Annotated in this window: 14 protein-coding genes and 1 pseudogene; 8 read left to right on the top strand and 7 right to left on the bottom strand. The window is 68.2% G+C overall.

Going from position 1 to position 16385, the window contains the following annotated elements; all coding sequences use genetic code 11:
* Nucleotides 1-91: 91 nt before the first annotated feature.
* Complete coding sequence (locus QO058_RS22755) at nucleotides 92-937, top strand: dienelactone hydrolase family protein (protein WP_284168495.1); 846 nt, start codon at nucleotides 92-94, stop codon at nucleotides 935-937.
* Nucleotides 938-966: 29 nt separating this feature from the next.
* Here QO058_RS22755 and QO058_RS22750 read toward each other — a convergent pair whose 3' ends face one another.
* Both QO058_RS22750 and xseA read right to left on the bottom strand, forming a co-directional pair.
* Nucleotides 967-1695, bottom strand: a complete 729-nt coding sequence (locus tag QO058_RS22750; protein ID WP_284168494.1) for an SGNH/GDSL hydrolase family protein — start codon at nucleotides 1693-1695, stop codon at nucleotides 967-969.
* Between the two features lie 156 nt (nucleotides 1696-1851).
* Nucleotides 1852-3375 carry an exodeoxyribonuclease VII large subunit gene (gene xseA, locus QO058_RS22745; RefSeq protein ID WP_284168493.1) on the bottom strand — a complete coding sequence of 508 codons (1524 nt, stop codon included), beginning with the start codon at nucleotides 3373-3375 and terminating at the stop codon, nucleotides 1852-1854.
* A gap of 92 nt (nucleotides 3376-3467) precedes the next feature.
* On the opposite strand from xseA, the gene purD reads away from it, so the two are divergent.
* The 3 genes and pseudogenes from purD to QO058_RS22730 all read left to right on the top strand — a co-directional run bounded on the left by purD (nucleotide 3468) and on the right by QO058_RS22730 (nucleotide 6628).
* Nucleotides 3468-4748, top strand: coding sequence for a phosphoribosylamine--glycine ligase (gene purD, locus QO058_RS22740; protein WP_284168492.1), 1281 nt, complete (start codon nucleotides 3468-3470; stop codon nucleotides 4746-4748).
* A 61-nt stretch (nucleotides 4749-4809) separates the two neighbouring features.
* A pseudogene (locus QO058_RS22735) lies at nucleotides 4810-5725 on the top strand (alpha/beta fold hydrolase).
* 27 nt (nucleotides 5726-5752) lie between these two features.
* Nucleotides 5753-6628 (top strand): patatin-like phospholipase family protein, encoded by an 876-nt coding sequence (locus tag QO058_RS22730; RefSeq protein ID WP_284168491.1) that lies wholly within the window; start codon nucleotides 5753-5755, stop codon nucleotides 6626-6628.
* On the opposite strand, the gene QO058_RS22725 is transcribed toward QO058_RS22730, so the two are convergent.
* Entirely contained in the window at nucleotides 6588-7334 is a 747-nt protein-coding gene (locus tag QO058_RS22725) for an ArsR/SmtB family transcription factor (protein WP_284168490.1), read from the bottom strand. The two genes, QO058_RS22730 and QO058_RS22725, sit on opposite strands and share 41 nt — an antisense overlap.
* Nucleotides 7335-7491: 157 nt before the next feature.
* Between QO058_RS22725 and QO058_RS22720 the strand changes: the two genes are divergently transcribed.
* Nucleotides 7492-8232 carry a sulfite exporter TauE/SafE family protein gene (locus QO058_RS22720; protein WP_284168489.1) on the top strand — a complete coding sequence of 247 codons (741 nt, stop codon included), beginning with the start codon at nucleotides 7492-7494 and terminating at the stop codon, nucleotides 8230-8232.
* Nucleotide 8233: 1 nt separating this feature from the next.
* Here QO058_RS22720 and QO058_RS22715 read toward each other — a convergent pair whose 3' ends face one another.
* From QO058_RS22715 to QO058_RS22705, 3 genes are all read right to left on the bottom strand, one after another.
* A complete protein-coding gene (locus QO058_RS22715) occupies nucleotides 8234-8614 on the bottom strand; it encodes a D-Ala-D-Ala carboxypeptidase family metallohydrolase (RefSeq protein WP_284168488.1) in 381 nt (126 codons plus the stop codon).
* A 394-nt stretch (nucleotides 8615-9008) separates the two neighbouring features.
* Complete coding sequence (locus QO058_RS22710) at nucleotides 9009-9512, bottom strand: GNAT family N-acetyltransferase (RefSeq protein WP_284168487.1); 504 nt, start codon at nucleotides 9510-9512, stop codon at nucleotides 9009-9011.
* The gene (locus QO058_RS22705) at nucleotides 9512-9979 is read right to left on the bottom strand and encodes a nucleoside deaminase (protein ID WP_284168486.1); all 468 of its coding nucleotides are present in this window, start codon (nucleotides 9977-9979) and stop codon (nucleotides 9512-9514) included. The genes QO058_RS22710 and QO058_RS22705 overlap by 1 nt, the downstream gene beginning before the upstream one ends.
* Nucleotides 9980-10113: 134 nt before the next feature.
* Between QO058_RS22705 and QO058_RS22700 the strand changes: the two genes are divergently transcribed.
* The 3 genes from QO058_RS22700 (at nucleotide 10114) to QO058_RS22690 (ending at nucleotide 14430) form a co-directional block, all read left to right on the top strand.
* Nucleotides 10114-12399: a pseudouridine synthase gene (locus QO058_RS22700; RefSeq protein WP_284168485.1), complete on the top strand. Its 2286-nt coding sequence runs from the start codon at nucleotides 10114-10116 to the stop codon at nucleotides 12397-12399.
* 10 nt (nucleotides 12400-12409) lie between these two features.
* Nucleotides 12410-12970, top strand: coding sequence for a 16S rRNA (guanine(966)-N(2))-methyltransferase RsmD (rsmD, locus tag QO058_RS22695; protein WP_284168484.1), 561 nt, complete (start codon nucleotides 12410-12412; stop codon nucleotides 12968-12970).
* A gap of 794 nt (nucleotides 12971-13764) precedes the next feature.
* Nucleotides 13765-14430 carry a hypothetical protein gene (locus tag QO058_RS22690; protein WP_284168483.1) on the top strand — a complete coding sequence of 222 codons (666 nt, stop codon included), beginning with the start codon at nucleotides 13765-13767 and terminating at the stop codon, nucleotides 14428-14430.
* Nucleotides 14431-14557: 127 nt separating this feature from the next.
* Here QO058_RS22690 and mutL read toward each other — a convergent pair whose 3' ends face one another.
* Nucleotides 14558-16369: a DNA mismatch repair endonuclease MutL gene (gene mutL / locus QO058_RS22685; protein ID WP_284168482.1), complete on the bottom strand. Its 1812-nt coding sequence runs from the start codon at nucleotides 16367-16369 to the stop codon at nucleotides 14558-14560.
* Nucleotides 16370-16385 lie beyond the last annotated feature (16 nt).

Genomic DNA, 16385 nt, shown 5'->3' with positions numbered 1-16385 from the left:
AGCTAGCGTAAAGGTTGCGATAGGGCGCAACCACTTCTGAATCAACGCATTGTTCCAACATGGTCTTTCTGTGATAGCGTCAGTTACGATGATGTCCAGCCTGACCCGCGCCGTGGCCCTGGCGATTGGTCTTGTTATCCTGCTCGCGGTGCCCGCGATGGCGGGGGGCTATGAACGCGTCCGCATTCCGCACGATGATTACCAGCTCGATGCGGTGCTGTTCCGTCCCGCCGGCCCCGGCCCCTTCCCGGCCGTCGTCGCGCTGCATGGCTGCGGCGGCCTCTGGCGTGAGCCGGACAGGCTCTCGACGCGGCACAGCGACTGGGGAGAGCGACTGGCCGCAACGGGCCTGATCGTATTAATGCCGGACAGCTACGGCTCGCGTGGCCTCGGTTCGCAATGCGGCGTCAAGGAAGTGACCATCCGCGCCAGCCGCGAGCGCGTCGGCGACGCGATGGCGGCGCGGCGCTGGCTACAGGAGCGTGCCGATGTCCGCCGCGACGGAATCGCGCTGCTCGGCTGGTCCGGCGGCGGCTCGACCATCCTGGCCGCCATCCGCACCGATCGCCGCCCAGCCGACCGCCAGCCCGATTTCTCCCGCGCCGTCGCTTTCTATCCCGGCTGCCGGCTGCAATCGGAATCGCGCAGCTTCGAGGCTCGCTTGCCGACACTGATCCTGATGGGTGATGCCGACGACTGGACGCCTCCTGCCCCTTGCGACTTCCTCGTCAAGGCCGCCCGTGCCCGTGGCGAGCCGGTCGAGCTCGTGCTCTATCCCGGCGCGGTCCATGATTTCGACCATCCGCGTCTCGACCGGCGCGAGAAGGAAGGCGTCGCCTATTCCGCCTCCGGAACCGGCAAGGTCACGGTGGGGACCGACCCGGCAGCACGCGACGACGCGATCCGGCGGGTCAAGGCGTTCCTGATGGGCAAGTGACCGGCGGCCGAGAGCGGTCTGCCCAGCCGTTAGCGCACCGAGGCTGCGAGCGTCACCGTGGGCTTGTCGCCCAGAAGCGAGCGCGCAATGTCCTGCGCCAGGCAGGCATAGCCGGCATCGCTCATATGGAAGCGGTCGCCGGCGAGAGCGGCCATGAAGCCGGCCTCGTCTTGCCGATACCAGCCCAGCATCGCCTGATAGCGCGACAGGACCGGGACCGCCTGCGCCCTGGCGACCTCGGAGATGGCATCGACATAGGTACGGTAGCGTGCCGTCTCCTTGATGCCGGGGTAGAATTGCGGATCGAGGATGACGAGCCGGGTACGGGCCTGCCTGGCGGCTGCGATGCCATCGGCGACGAGCTGGCGGAAGGTCGCGAGATCGCCGCCTGTCACCGCATCATTGGTGCCGACCTGCCAGATCACCAGATCATAATGGCCGTCCGCCAGCGCAACCTTGAGGCGCGACAGCGTCTGCGGCGCAGTCTCGCCGCCGATGCCGGCATTGACCATCTCGATCGACCGGCCGGACAACCCTTCGCGCAACAGCGTGCCAAGGCGCGCCGGATAGGTCTTGTCCTTGCCGCTGGCGCCGATGCCTTCGGTCGAGGACGAGCCGATAGCGAGAATGCGCAGGGGAGCGCTACCCTTGTTCCAGGTCGAGGCGAGATTGGTAGCGTCGCGCGTGAGCGTCGACGGCTTGCAGATGAATTCGGAGGCGCTCGCCTGCCGGGACTGCAGGCCTGCGAATGCAAGCATGGCAAAGGCGCAAGCAAAGCCTGTCCGGAAACCGGCGAGCATCAAGGAGCATCCCCCAACCGCGATCACACAGCGATTAGCCAGAGCTAGCTGAACGCTATCTGAACAAGGCGAGGTTCATCCAAAACCGTGGTGAATCGCAGGTTTTCAGAGTGTTCAGAACAGATCGCCCTGCCCGCCACCCCCGGCCGGCTTGCGGCCCGCTTGCCGCGGCGCTTGTGGCGCAGAGGATCCGCCCGGCACGACGGCGCCGAAGCTGCCATCGGCAAGCGTGACCTGGAGGGCCAATCCCGGCTTTGCCGCTGCCGCACTGCGCAGCAAATTGCCGTCCTCATCGCGCACCAGCGCATAGCCGCGCGCCAGCACCGCCTGCGGGCCCAGCGAGGCGGCCAGCGCCCAGACGCTGTCCAGCCGGTCGCGGCGGCGCTGGATCTGGCGCGAGAAGGCCGCGACCGCGCGCGCAGCGACAGCATCGAGCCGGTCTCCGGCGCGAGCGATACGGTCGCGCTCGGTACGAAGAAGCGCGCCGCGTGCCGCCGCGAGCCGCTTGCCGAGCCCGTCGAGGCGAGCGGCATGGGTTTTCAGCCGTGCCACCGGCGACTGCGTATGCAAGCGGCGGTCGAGCTGGGTGAGGCGCTGTTCGTAAGCACGGGCATTGCGCGCCAGCGCCGGGCCGAGCTTGGCAGCGGCGAGATCGAGCCGCTGCCGCGGCGCCGCCAGCAGGTTCTCGGGCGTCGGCAGGGCGCGGGCGAGCGCGCGCAGATCGCTGCGCCGGCGCTCGGACAGGCGCAGCGTCGCGCCGGAGAGCCGACGCGACAGGTCGGTGACCTGCGCCAGCAGTTCGGCACGCACCGGCACGACCTTCTCGGCCGCGCCGGTCGGCGTCGGCGCGCGCAGATCGGCAGCATGGTCGATCAGGGTCACGTCGGTCTCGTGGCCGACGGCCGAGACCAGGGGGATCAGCGAAGCCGCGGCGGCGCGCACCACCGCCTCCTCGTTGAAGCCCATCAGATCTTCGAGCGAGCCGCCGCCGCGCGCCACGATGATCACGTCCGGGCGCGGAATGCGGCCGCCTTCCGGCAAAGCGTTGAAGCCGTTGATGGCGTTGGCCACCTCGGCGGCGCTGGTCTCGCCCTGGACGCGCACGGGCCAGACCAGGACGCGCCGGGGAAAGCGCTCCTCGAGCCGATGCAGGATGTCGCGGATGACGGCGCCGGTCGGCGAGGTGACGACGCCGATGGTCAGCGGCAGATAGGGGAGGAGCTGCTTGCGGCCCTCGTCGAACAACCCCTCGGCGGCGAGCTTCTTACGCCGTTCCTCCAGCAGCGCCATCAGCGCGCCGATGCCGGCCGGCTCGAGCGAATCGATGATGATCTGGTAGCTCGACTTGCCGGCGAAGGTGGTGATCTTGCCGGTGGCGATGACCTCGAGCCCCTCCTGGGGCTTGGTCTTCAGCCGGCCGAACACGCCCTTCCAGATCACCGCGTCGATCTTGGCGTTGGCGTCCTTCAATGAAAAGTAGACATGGCCGGAGCCGACCGGGCCGCGATAGCCGGAGATTTCGCCGCGCACGCGCACGAAGCCGAAGGCATCCTCCAGCGTGCGCTTGAGCGCACCAGAGAGGTCGGAGACCGACCATTCGGGGGCATTGCCGGGGGCTTGAGGCGATTCGCTGTCCATGGCGCGAACTTAGCGGCGCAACGACGCAAGCAGAAGCGTTGCCCCGCCAGCCTGCGGCAGCTATTGCGCCTTTGAGCAAGCGGAGAGATGCGATGAACATTCTTCTGATCGGGTCCGGCGGGCGCGAGCATGCCCTGGCCTGGGCGATCTCAGCCTCCCCGCTCTGCGACAAGCTCTTCATCGCCCCCGGCAACCCCGGCACCGGGCAATGCGGCGAGAATGTCGTGCTCGACATCGCCGACCACCGCGCCGTCGCCGATTTCTGCAAGCTGATGGGCGTCGGCCTCGTCGTGGTCGGGCCTGAAGGGCCGCTGGTCAACGGCATCACCGACGATCTCGAAGCCTCCGGCATCAAGACCTTCGGCCCGTCTAAGGCCGCGGCGCAGCTCGAAGGCTCGAAGGCCTTCACCAAGGAGCTCTGTGCCGAGTTCGGCATCCCGACCGCCGGTTTCGCCCGCTTCACCGACGAGGCTGCGGCCCGAGCTTACGTCGCCAAGACCGGCGCGCCGCTCGTGATCAAGGCCGACGGGCTTGCTGCCGGCAAGGGCGTGGTCATGGCAGAGACCGTCGAGCAGGCCAATGACGCCCTGGCGATGATGTTCTCTGGCGGCCTGGGCGCTGCCGGCGCCGAGGTGGTGATCGAGGAGTGGATGATCGGCGAGGAAGCCAGCTTCTTCGCGCTCTGCGACGGCACGCATGCCCTGGCCCTCGCCTCGGCCCAGGACCATAAGCGCGTCGGCGACGGCGACACCGGCCCCAACACCGGCGGCATGGGCGCCTATTCGCCCGCTCCCGTCATGACGAAAGCTCTGGAAGCGCAGGTCATGGCCGAGATCATCCAGCCTACGCTAGCGGGCATGAGCCAGCGTGGCACGCCGTTCAAAGGCATCCTCTATGCGGGGCTGATGATCACCGCCGATGGCCCCAAGCTGATCGAATACAACACGCGCTTCGGCGACCCCGAATGCGAGGTGCTGATGCCGCGCCTGAAGAGCGACATCGTGCCGGCGCTGCTCGCCGCGCGCGACGGCGTGCTGAATGCGGTCGACCTGCGCTGGTCCGACGATGTCGCGCTGACGGTCGTGATGGCGGCGAAGGGCTATCCGGGCACGCCCGAAAAGGGCAGCGTCATCAAAGGCATCGAGAAGGCAGCCGCCGAGAAGGACGTGCTGGTCTTCCATGCCGGCACGCAGGCGAAGGGTGAGGACATCGTCGCCAATGGCGGGCGCGTGCTCAACATCGTCGCGCTTGGCAAGACCGTCAGCGAGGCCAAGGCCAAGGCCTATGGCGCGGTCGACCTGATCGACTGGCCGGGCGGCTTCTGCCGGCGCGACATCGGCTGGCAGGCGGTCAAGCGCGAGCGTGAAGGCTGACAGGATCGGGCACGGTACCTAGATAGTCTGGCACGACGCGAGAACAGCGGAGAGCCCGACCATGACCAATATCGACAGCCTCTTCCCCGGCTTCAAACCGCATTGGATCGACGGGCCGATCGGCAAGATCTTCGCCCGCGTCGGCGGCGAAGGGCCGCCCGTGGTGCTGATCCACGGTTTCCCCCAGACCCATGCCGAATGGCATGAGATGGCGGGCGAGCTGGCGAAGACCCATACCGTCATCTGCCCGGACCTGCGCGGCTATGGCTGGTCGGCCGCGCCGCATGGCGATGGCGGCAAGGCGCTCTATAGCAAGCGCGGCATGGGCGAGGACATTGTCGCCGTGATGAGCGCGCTCGGCTTCAATCGCTTTGCGGTGATGGGGGCACGATCGCGGCGCCCGCGTTGCCTATCGCCTCGCGCTCGACCATCCCGGCCGGGTCGAGCGGCTCGTCTTGCTCGACATCCTGCCGACCGTGTCGATGTGGGAGGGCATGAACGCAGCCCGGGCCATGCAGGTCTATCACTGGACCTTCCTGGCCCAGCCCGAGCCTGTGCCGGAAAAGCTGATCCAGGCCGACCCCACCGGCTGGCTCGACCATACCATCGCGAGCTGGACGCGGGCGAAGGAGCTGAAGGCGTTCCACCCACTGGCGCTGGCCGCCTATGCCGAGTCCTTCAACGATCCCTCGCGCATCCATGCCGCCTGCGAGGACTACCGCGCCGGCGCCACCACCGATATCGAGCACGACAAGGCCGACCTCGGGGCAGGCAAGACAATCCTCTGCCCGGTGCTTGTGCTCTGGGGCGAGGCCGGCATCCCGGCCAAGGGCGCAAGCCCGCTCGATATCTGGCGCGAGACCTTCGCGCCGCAGGCCGAGGGGCAGGCGATCGCCAGCGGCCATTTCCTGCCGGAGGAGAATCCGCAGGACACGCTGGCTGCGGTGCAACCTTTCCTCGCAAGGGAGGTTGCCTGAGCGGCTCTCGCACCGCAACATCAGGTCATGACCAGCGTCTCCAGCCCCCTCGCTCGCCTGCCTGGACCGTCCGGGCCCGAGCTCGTCCTCGTGCTCGGCTCGGGCGGCGCGCGCGGCCTCAGCCATATCCCGGTGCTGGAGGCGCTCGACGAGCTCGGCCTGAAGCCGGCACTGATCGCGGGCTCGTCGATGGGCGCGATCGTCGGCGCGGCCTATGCCGCCGGCCTCTCCGGCAGCGATTTGCGCGCCCATGTCGAGGCGAGCTTCCGGGACCGTGCCCGGGTGATCGCAAGGCTGCTCGAAGCGCGCATCGGCAAGATCGCCGATCTCTGGCGCGGCGGGCTCGGCAATCCCGTGCTGATCGACGGCGAGCGCCTGCTCGACCTGTTCTGGCCGAAGGCCGTGCCGGACCGCTTCGAGGAGCTCGGCATCCCCTTCCTCTCGGTAGCCACCGACTACCATCTGCATGACGAGGTCATCATCGGCAGCGGGCCGCTGACGCCGGCCGTCGCCGCCTCGCTGGCGATCCCCGGCCTGGTCAAGCCGGTGACGATCGGCGGGCGGGTGCTGATCGATGGCGGCGCCATCAATCCGCTGCCCTATGACCGGCTGCTCGGACCGGGACGCCTCGTGCTCGCGGTCGACACCAGTGCGCCGGCGACGATCAGCGACAGCCGTGTGCCCGAACCACTGGAGGCGATGGTCGGCGTCTCGCAGATCCTGACGAGGGCGCTGGTCCAGCGCATGATCGAGCGCCAGCCGCCGGATATCCTGATCCGCGCCGGTGGCGAAGGTTTTGGCGGGCTCGACTTCTTCCGCTGGCAGGCGATCCTCGAGGCCGCCCAGCCGGCGAAGGAAGAGGTCAAGCGGAGGCTGTCAGAGGCGCTCGAACGGGCGGCGTGACGGCCTCCGGCTCGTCGCAGCGGAAGCCCGGCAGGCCCGCCTCCAGCGCCGCGCGCCCTTCATCAGTCAGGATGACGGCGCGGCTGTCCCTGATCCGCGTCACCCAGCCGGCGTCGAAGCAGCGGCAAGCCAGCGCCGCGGCGAGCGAGCCGGCGAGATGCGGGCGCCGCTCGCTCCAGTCAAGACAGGGACGCAGCGCCGCGCGCCTGCCCTTGCTCGCAGTGGCGGGATCGACCCCGAGCCCGGCGAAGAGCGCGACGCCGGAGCGGGTCAGCCCATAGCCGCCATCGGCGACGCTGAGATACCCGCCGGCGACGAGCGCATCATGGATCGCGATGCCCAGCCGTCCGGCGAAATGGTCGTAGCAGGTACGCGCCCGGGCGAGGTCCGCTCCAACGCGCGACGGCAGGCGCCGCCCGTTCGCCTGCCCACCGGAGAGCACCATCAATCCTTCGAGCGCCGCGGCAACCTCCGGCCCGGCCAGCCGGTAATAGCGGTGGCGGCCCTGTACGGCGACGCCGAGCAAGCCGCCCTGCATCAGCTTGGCGAGATGACCGCTCGCGGTCTGCGGCGCGACGCCGGCGAGGAAGGCGAGTTCCTTCGCCGTCAGCGCCCGCCCGTCCATCAACGCGTGCAGCATGTTGGCGCGCGCGGGATCGCCCATCAGATGGGCTATCTCGGCGAGATAGGGTCCGTGCATGGCCATGGCTCGACGCCTCCACTGTGGCTGCCATGATGACGCCCGCGTCCGCCGAGGCAAGCAGGGACGCTACGGCGAGGACCGTAGTGTCGACGAGCGACAGCACCGGTCAGGACTGCCAAAAGTCGCAGCAACGCAATCGACCGACAGGGCCGGCAGGATAATGGACCAGACGACGCTCCTCACCTTCATCGCCGCGACCTTCGTGCTCGCCGGCTTCGTCAAGGGCGTGATCGGGCTCGGCCTGCCGACGATCGCGGTCGGCGTGCTCGGGGTGGTGATGGCGCCGGCGCAGGCCGCAGCGCTATTGGTCATCCCCAACCTCGTCACCAACAGCTGGCAGCTGACCGGACCGAAGCTCAAAGCCATCGCCATCCGGCTCTGGCCGATGCTGGCGGGAACCTGCGTTGGCACCTGGGCTGGAGCGGGGCTGCTGGAGAAGGCCAAGGACGGCTCGGCCACGCTCTGGCTCGGCATCGCACTGGTGCTCTATGCATTGGTCGGCCTGAAGGCGGCGAAGCTGCGGGTGCCTGCCAATGCCGAGATCTGGCTCGGACCGTTGGTCGGCATCATCACCGGCGCCGCCACTGCGGCGACCGGCGTCTTCGTGCTGCCGGCTGTGCCCTATCTGCAGGCGCTCGGCTTCGACAAGGACGAGCTGGTGCAGGCGCTCGGCCTCTCCTTCATCGTCTCGACGATCGCCCTGTCCTTCGGGCTGGTCGGCGCCGGCGCGCTCGATCTGAAGGTCGCCGGCGCCTCGCTGCTGGCGCTGCTGCCGGCGCTGGCCGGGATGTGGTTCGGCCAGGCGATCCGCCAGCGCATCTCGGCGGCGACCTTCAAGCTCTGCTTCTTCGCCGGGCTGCTGGGGCTGGGCGGCTATCTGGTCGCCCGGACATTGCTCTGAGCTAGCGGCCGCGTCCGGCATAGGCCAGGCGGCGGCTGCGCTTCTTACCGTACCAGGCGATTTCGCGATCACCGACATCGACATGGACGAGGCCGTTCGAATAGGAGCCGACGCCGCCGACTGCCTCGATCTTCTTGGCAACGGCCGCAGCGTTCCGCGGCGAGGTGGCGAGCGGGCGGAAATCGATGGCGTTGCCGCGATAATGCTGGGAGTTGCGGGCGTGGCGGCCGCCGCAGGTCGAGGTGATCTGGATCGGGCCGATCTTGGCGGTGAGTTCCTTGATCATGCCGAGGGTCTCCGGCTTCAGGCAGTTCAGCCCCTTCACCTGCGGCTGGAACGAGATCTTCGCGAGATGGGTATCGGCGGCGAAGGCGGGGGACACAGACCAACAGGCCGCGGATAGCGCAGCCAACGCAACTTTACGCATAATGGAGATTTACCGACTTTGGGGAATGGAAGGCTCAAGCCACCATTCCTTGGTCTGGCTGAGCAGTGCATCGGCGACCTACGGGCGATACAAGGCAAAAACATGGCAGATTACGACAGAAATTCAGAAGCCGGCCAGCTCGGAAGCTTCATTACACCATCCGAATTAAACCTATCGAACTAACCAATCGGCTAAATACTGAATTACTCAACTATCAATCGGATTACGATATACGATCAAAATCCACATAATTACTTCTGAATACGGTTTTGCCAAGAACCGCTCAAGCATTCGCGCAGCCGCTCGGGAATCTGCCGCGACCGCGCAGTCCTGAAACCGTTTTGGCCGGCTAGAGTCCGAATGCGGAGGGGTAGCTGACCGAGCCGTGCTGCCCCGCCAGGGCTCCCGGCACGAGTTCCAGCGCCATGAAGGCCTCACCGGAGAAGGGCGAGGCCAGGTTCCGTGCCAGCGCCGCCGAGAAGCCGAAGCGCGGGTAATAATCGGGATGGCCGAGCACGATGACGGCCTCGGCTCCCGCCGCCTTCGCCTCATGGAGCGCCGCCACGATCAGCCGACCGCCGATGCCCTGCTTCTGCGATCCCGGCTGCACGGCCATCGGCGCCAGCGCCAGGGCCTTCACCGTGCGACCGTCCATCATCGTCGGCAGCCAGCTCAACAGGATATGGCCGATGATCACACCGCCCTGCTCCGCGACCAGCTCGACCGCGACAAGGCCATCGCTGCGCAGGCGCTCGACGATGCCGACCTCCTCCTCGCCGCCGAACGCCCCATGATTGAGCGCCGCAATGGCCGCGGCGTCGGCTGGATTCGCGGCTCGGATCATCTCCGCCATCAGCGCCTCTCTCGGAAGAACTCCCGCAACAGCTCCGCCGCCTCGCGCTCGCTCAGGCCGCCATAGACCTCCGGCGCATGATGGCAGCTCGGGCTGCGATAGAGCCGGACGCCGTTCTCGACCGCCCCGCCCTTCGGGTCGGGCGCGCCGAAATAGAGCCGCCTGATCCGGGCGAAGGAGATCGCCGCCGCGCACATCGGGCAGGGCTCGAGCGTGACATAGAGATCGCAGTCGATCAGCCGCTCCGATTGGATCGCTTCGCAGGCTAGCCGGATCGCCAATGTCTCGGCATGGGCCGTCGGGTCCTTCAGCTCGAGCGTGCGGTTGCCGGCGCTGGCGAGCACCTCGCCGCCCCGGACGATCACCGCCCCGACCGGCACCTCGCCACGCTCCGCCGCGGCGCGAGCCTCTGCCAGCGCCAGCGCCATCGGCACCACCTCGGCCTTGCTTGCGTCGATCGATCCCATAAAACCTTCATCTTTGCCGTCGCAGCGCGCGAAAGCGCCTGCTACAAGCGCCGGCTAATACCAGATTCAAAAGCCGCTGCCGTCCCGGATCGCTTCGCAACCCGGTCCGTGATGATCCGGCTTCAGGAGCCACCATGAGCGACGACAACAACCAGAAAAGCCGAGGCCCGCGCAAGGGCGGCGGAACCGGCGGCCGTGGCGGCGGACGCGATGGCGGCCCCGGACGTGGCGGGCCTGGCGGCAGGCCGCCCGCGCGCGGCGGCTCCGGCAAGCCGCCCTTCCGCTCGCGCGATGGCGAGGAGCGGCCCCGGCGCGCGCCTGCCGAAGGTGCCGAGCGTCGCCGCAGCGAGGGTGAGCGCCCGGCGGCGCCGCGCTTCGAGAAGAAGCCGTTCCGCGAGCGCCCAAGCGGCGAGCGGCCGCCACGCGAGGGCGGTGAACGCCCGTTCCGCGACCGTGGCAGTGACGAACGCCGTACCAGCCGCCCGCCTCGCGAAGGCGAGCGGCCACGCAGCGACAGGTCCGGCGGATTCGGGCGCCCGTCCCGCGACGGCGCACCATCGCGCCCACCGCGCGAGGGCGGCGAGCGGCCATTCCGCGACCGCGGTAGTGACGAGCGCCGCAGCAGCCGACCGCCTAGCGACAGTGAACGGCCTAGCCGCGACAGGACTGGCGGCGACAGGCCCGGCGGGTTTGGGCGCCCTTCACGGAATGGCGCACCGTCGCGCCCGCCGCGCGAAGGTGGCGAGCGGTCGTTCCGTCCGCGCGACGGCGAGGAGCGCCAGTCGCCGCGGAGCCGCAGCGATGAAACTGGCCGCAGCGAGCGTCCCTTCCGCGAGCGTAGTGGCGATGGCCCGCGCGCTGCCCGGCCGCCACGTCGCGAAGAACGCGGTGAGGGCCGCAGCTTCGGCGCCAAGCGTTTCGACGCGCCGCGCGGCAGCAATCCGACCCGCGCTCGCCCCGACCGGGCGCATCGCAACGCTGCCGAGATCGCCGAGGCCGTCTCGGTTCCGGCCGCGCCGCAGGAGCCCGAGCGCATCGCCAAGGTGATGGCGCGCGCCGGCGTCGCCTCGCGCCGCGACAGCGAAGCGTTGATCGCGGAAGGCCGCGTCAGCGTCAACGGCAAGGTGATCGAGAGCCCGGCGCTCGACATCGGCCCGAACGATGTCGTGCTGGTCGATGGCGAGCCGTTGCCGGCGCGCGAGCGCACGCGGCTCTGGTTTTATCACAAGCCGCGCGGCCTGGTGACGACCAACCATGATCCGGAGGGGCGCCCGACCGTGTTCGACGCGCTGCCCGAGGACCTGCCGCGCGTGCTCTCGGTCGGCCGGCTCGACATCAACACCGAAGGCCTGCTGCTGCTGACCAATGATGGCGGGCTGGCGCGCATGCTGGAGCTGCCCGAGACCGGCTGGCTCAGGCGCTACCGCGTCCGCGCCTTCGGCCAGGTCAACCAGGGCCAGCTCGACACGCTGAAGGGCGGCGTCACGATCGACGGTGTCCAATACGGACCGGTCATCGCCCAGTTCGAGCGTGAGCAGGGCTCGAACACCTGGCTCACCGTCGATCTGCGCGAGGGCAAGAACCGCGAGGTCAAGACGGTTCTCGAGCATCTCGGCCTGCAGGTGAACCGCCTGATCCGGGTCTCGTTCGGCCCGTTCCAGCTCGGCGACCTGCCCGAGGGCGAGGCCGAGGAGGTTCGCTCCAAGGTGCTGAAAGACCAGCTCGGGACCGAGCTGATGGCCAAGGCGGGCGTCGATTTCGACTCGCCACGGCGCGATGAGATCCGATCGGACGAAAGGCCCGCGCGCGGCAGGTCCGCCCCCGCCGGCGACGACCGGCCGCGCCGCCGTCCCCGCGCCGAGCAGGACGAGCGGGCCGAGGATGCCCGCCCGCTGCGCGGCGACAAGCCGTGGACACGCGGCGTCTGGCGCGATGCCGAAGCCGAGCCGCAGCGCGAGCGCAAGGCGGCTCCGCGGCGCGGCGCCGATCCGAAGGAGGAGAGGCAGGCGCGCGAGGCGACCGGCACCGTCAAGCGCGTGCGCGACAAGGCGATCGCCGATCCCAAGGGGCGGCGCGTCAAGGTCGAGCGCATCAGCGCCAGGCCTAGCGATGAGCCGCGCGAGGACAGGCCGGCGCGTGCGCCGCGCAGCGAACGTCCCGACCGTGCGCCGCGCGAGGAGAGCTTCGGCCACGATCGGGGCGGCGAGGCGCCCTGGCGCAGCAGCGGCGACTGGGCCGACAAGCCGCCGCGCGGCAAGCGCCCGCCGAGCGGCGGCGCTGGCGAGGCCCGGCCCGAGCGTCCGTTCCGCGACAGGCCTGCGGGTGACCGGCCGGCCGGGCGTGGCCCGCGGCCCGGTGGCGGCGGCAAGCCTCCCCGCTCCGGCCCGCCGCGTTCGGGCGGCGGCAATCGTCGCGGCTGAGGCCTGATCGATGCGCATCGTCGGAGGGCGCTTCGGCGGCCGGCCGCTCGCCAGCCCGAAGCCGGGTATCGGCGCGATCCGGCCGACCTCGGATCGCCTGCGGGAATCGCTGTTCAACGTGCTGGCGCATGGCCATGGCGATGCGGCAGACGGGGCGCGCGTGCTCGACCTCTTCGCCGGCACCGGCGCGATGGCGTTCGAGGCCCTCTCGCGCGGCGCCGCCTTCGCGCTGCTGGTCGATGACGGGGCCGAGGCGCGCGGGCTGATCCGCGAGAACCAGACGGCGCTGGGGCTTGCCGGCTATAGCCGCATCTTCCGCCGCGACGCGACGAAGCTCGGCCCGATCAGCGCGATGGCACCCTTCGACCTCGTCTTCTGCGACCCGCCCTATCGCAAGGGCCTGGGCGAGAAGGCGCTCGCCTCGGCCCGCGATGGTGGCTGGCTGGCGAAGGATGCGCTGGTGGTGCTGGAGGAAGCAGCGGACGTTGAGATCGCGCTGCCGGACGGGTTCGATGAGCTCGACCGGCGGGATTATGGCGAGACGCAGGTGAGGTTTCTGCGGGCGAGCTGAAAACGCGCGCCTCATGCTGATCGGCGGTGATAGAGCGCGATCTTATCCTCGGCCCTATTTTAGCGCTTAGTATCCGTCGTCGCGACATGACTATGGGACCTCGCATGAACGACCTGTTCGCCTGCGTCGAAGGTCGGCTTCGCTACAAGGAATTGATCGCGCGACGGACGAGAAACGCAAGCTGGAGCCGCCGCTCAAACTCGATATGGCGTTCGGCGAAGCACTGAGTCGTTTTGTCGCAACGAAGCCCGCCGAGGTCGAAGATAGTATTGAGCGGTCGAAGACGAAAAAGCCGCCGGGAGATGTACCCCCCGACGGCCAGTACGCCAAAGACGTGATACGCCAGCATCAGACCGCAATCGCAAGCCTTCTACCGACTAGGGCGCTGAAAGCCTCTCAGCAGCAGCGCCAGTGCCCGCAAACATGCTCAAGCCGCCCGAAGCGGATGCGCGTGTAAGCAGACACATAGTGACAAGCAATGATGCTCATCGGTGCCTCCTAGAGTGAAGGCACGTTGCGCCGAGAGGCGAGAGGGGCTATATTTCCGTAGCGAACTCTGGGAGCCCACTCCCGCGTTCCGGCATCCGGTCGTGCCACTACACCCCGGCTGCCACCTAAAATCGGCCCGGCTTTGGCGAGTGCAATCGCCTCTGTCCGGGCCGTACTCGTTTCAGGCCGACAATGAATTATTGCCGATGTCCTGAATGAGCACAAGAGCCATTCACACCGCGAGGCTGAATTCCCCAACAGATTCTTTTGTGCTATAAATTCCGCGAACATCAGGGGAACGATGAATGTCCGACAAAGCTCTAGAGAACGCTCTTCGTCAACGCGACGCGATAGCCGCGCAGATTAATCAGGCTCAACAGCAAATCGAGGAATGGCAGCGCTCTGCGGCCGAAATCGATGCGTTCGTCGCAGCTTGGCATAAGTTCGCCGATGCCGCGATTGCGGTCGGCACCAAGGCCCCTGTCGTGGTGTTCCCTATAAGGAATGACATTCCGCTGCCTGCTCCTTCGCCTCGAAAGCGTATGGCAACCCATAATTCAACAAAGGAAGAGGTCGCGCGCGTGACTCGCGAACTCATTGAAGTTCATGGCGCTCCAATCCAGCGGACAGTGCTTCTGAACTTGCTGCGCGAACGGGGACTGGTAATCGAAGGTACCGAGCCGGAGACAGTTCTGAGCACTATGCTGTGGCGCATGAGCAAGGAAGGTGCACCTATCGTGCACCTCAAAGCCATTGGCTACTGGGATTCCGAGAAGGATTGGCCAGAGGCGCGTCATTTTCCAAGCTTGGCCAAAAAGCTTGAGACTGAAGGTGCATTCAGCGGCCTGAACGAAGATTCACGCGACCCTGATCTCATGCGTGATGCCGTTATCGAACGGGCGGCAGAGGCCAAAGAGGAAGCGATTGAGGCGTTACGAGCCTCCGCTTTTGATAGACCTTTCGACAAATAGCCTCAACAACCGACCGTGAATATCCATGTAGGGAGGTCGCTTGGATCAAGAACGTATGTGGCCTCCCGTGATTTCGTACCGCGTTTTCAACGATTTTCGTATTGATACAACATTCGAGAGTTAAACCTCACCGCCGTCCGAACAGCTTCTCGATATCGCTGAGCTTCAGTTCGACATAGGTCGGCCGGCCGTGATTGCACTGGCCGGAATTCGGGGTCGCTTCCATCTCGCGCAGCAGCGCGTCCATCTCCTCGGGGCGCAGGCGCCGGCCGGCGCGGACCGAGTTGTGGCAGGCCATGGTCGCCAGCACATGGTCGAGCCGCCGTTCCAGCGAGCCGGCGTCGCCATGCTCGGCGAGCGCGTCGGCGACATCGCGGACGATGCCCTGCAGGTTGCCGCCGGCGATGGCGGAGGGCGCCTCGCGCACCAGCACGGCGCCGGGGCCGAAGCTCTCGATGACGAGGCCGAGCGAGGCGAGATCGGCCGCCGCCGCGTTCAGCCGGTCGGCATCGACGGGATCGAGCTCGACCACCTCGGGCAGCAGCAAGGGCTGGCTGATGATGCCGGCCCTGGCCCGCTCGGCCTTGAGGCGCTCATAGACCAGCCGTTCATGGGCGGCGTGCTGGTCGACGATCACCATGCCGTCGCGGGTCTGGGCGACGATATAGGTGCCGTGGACCTGGGCGCGGGCCGCGCCAAGCGGCCGGTCGAGCGCATCCTGCGGCGGCTCGGCGAGATGGGCGCGGGCATCGGCAGAAGGCATGGCGAGATCGGCGAAGCCGGCCTGCATCGGCTGGGCAGCCGCCTCCCGCATGCGCCAGTCGGCGACGCTGCCGAAGTGCGGGCGCTGGATCGTGGCCGGCCCGCCACCGAAGCCACCGCCTGAAAAGACCGCACGGAAGGCGTCGAGCGTGCGCGCGCCGCCGGTGGTGGTGGCGCGATGGCCGGCGCCGGCAAGCGCGGCCTTGAGGCTCGAGACCACGAGGCCGCGCACCAGCGCCGGATCGCGGAAGCGGACCTCGCTCTTGGCCGGGTGGACGTTGACGTCGACGACGGCGGGATCGCAGAGCACGTCGAGATAGAGCACCGGATGCCGGTCGGAGGGCACGACGTCGGCATAGGCGCCGCGCACGGCCGAAAGCAGCAGCTTGTCACGCACCGGCCGGCCATTGACCGCCATGTGCACGCCGGCCGAGGTACCGCGATGGAAGGTCGGCAGGCCGGCGAAGCCGGAGAGCCGGACGCCCTCGCGCTCGGTCTCGACCGGCAGGGCATTCTCCGGGAAGTCGCGCCCGAGCGCGCGGCCGAGGCGGCGCAAGCGGCCCTCGGCGCCGATCGGTTCGGCCGGCCAGTCGAAGGCGCCAGCATACTCGCCTTCGAGCGAGAAGCGGACCTCCGGATGGGCGATCGCCAGCCGCCGCAGCATGTCGGAGACGGCCTGCGCCTCGGCCCGGTCGCTCTTCAGGAATTTGAGGCGGGCGGGCGTGAAGATGAAGAGGTCGCTGACCTCGATGCGGGTTCCGGACGCGGCTGCTGCGGGCCGCATTGGCCCCTTGGCTCCAGCCTCAACCACGAGCGCCGAGCCCTGCGCCGCGTCGCGCGGGCGGGTGGTAATAGACAAGCGCGCTACCGAACCGATCGACGGGAGCGCCTCGCCCCGGAAACCGAGCGAGCGGATGGCGAAAAGGTCGCCATCGGGGAGCTTGGAGGTGGCGTGGCGCTCGACGCAGAGCGCGAGGTCGTCCGGGCTCATGCCGCTGCCGTCATCGACGACACGGATCAGCTCGCGCCCGCCAGCCTTGATGGTAACAGCAATGCTGGTGGCACCGGCGTCGATCGCGTTCTCGACCAGCTCCTTCACCGCCGCAGCCGGCCGCTCGATGACCTCGCCGGCGGCGATGCGGTCGACCAGGACGGGATCGAGACGGCGGACGGTCATGGCGGTGGTACGGCCG

It is taken from the genome of Bosea vestrisii, from assembly GCF_030144325.1.
In the GTDB taxonomy this organism is placed as follows: domain Bacteria; phylum Pseudomonadota; class Alphaproteobacteria; order Rhizobiales; family Beijerinckiaceae; genus Allobosea; species Allobosea vestrisii_A.
The sequence above is the reverse complement of the archived record's forward strand: the minus strand, read 5'-3'. Positions and strand labels throughout refer to the sequence as shown.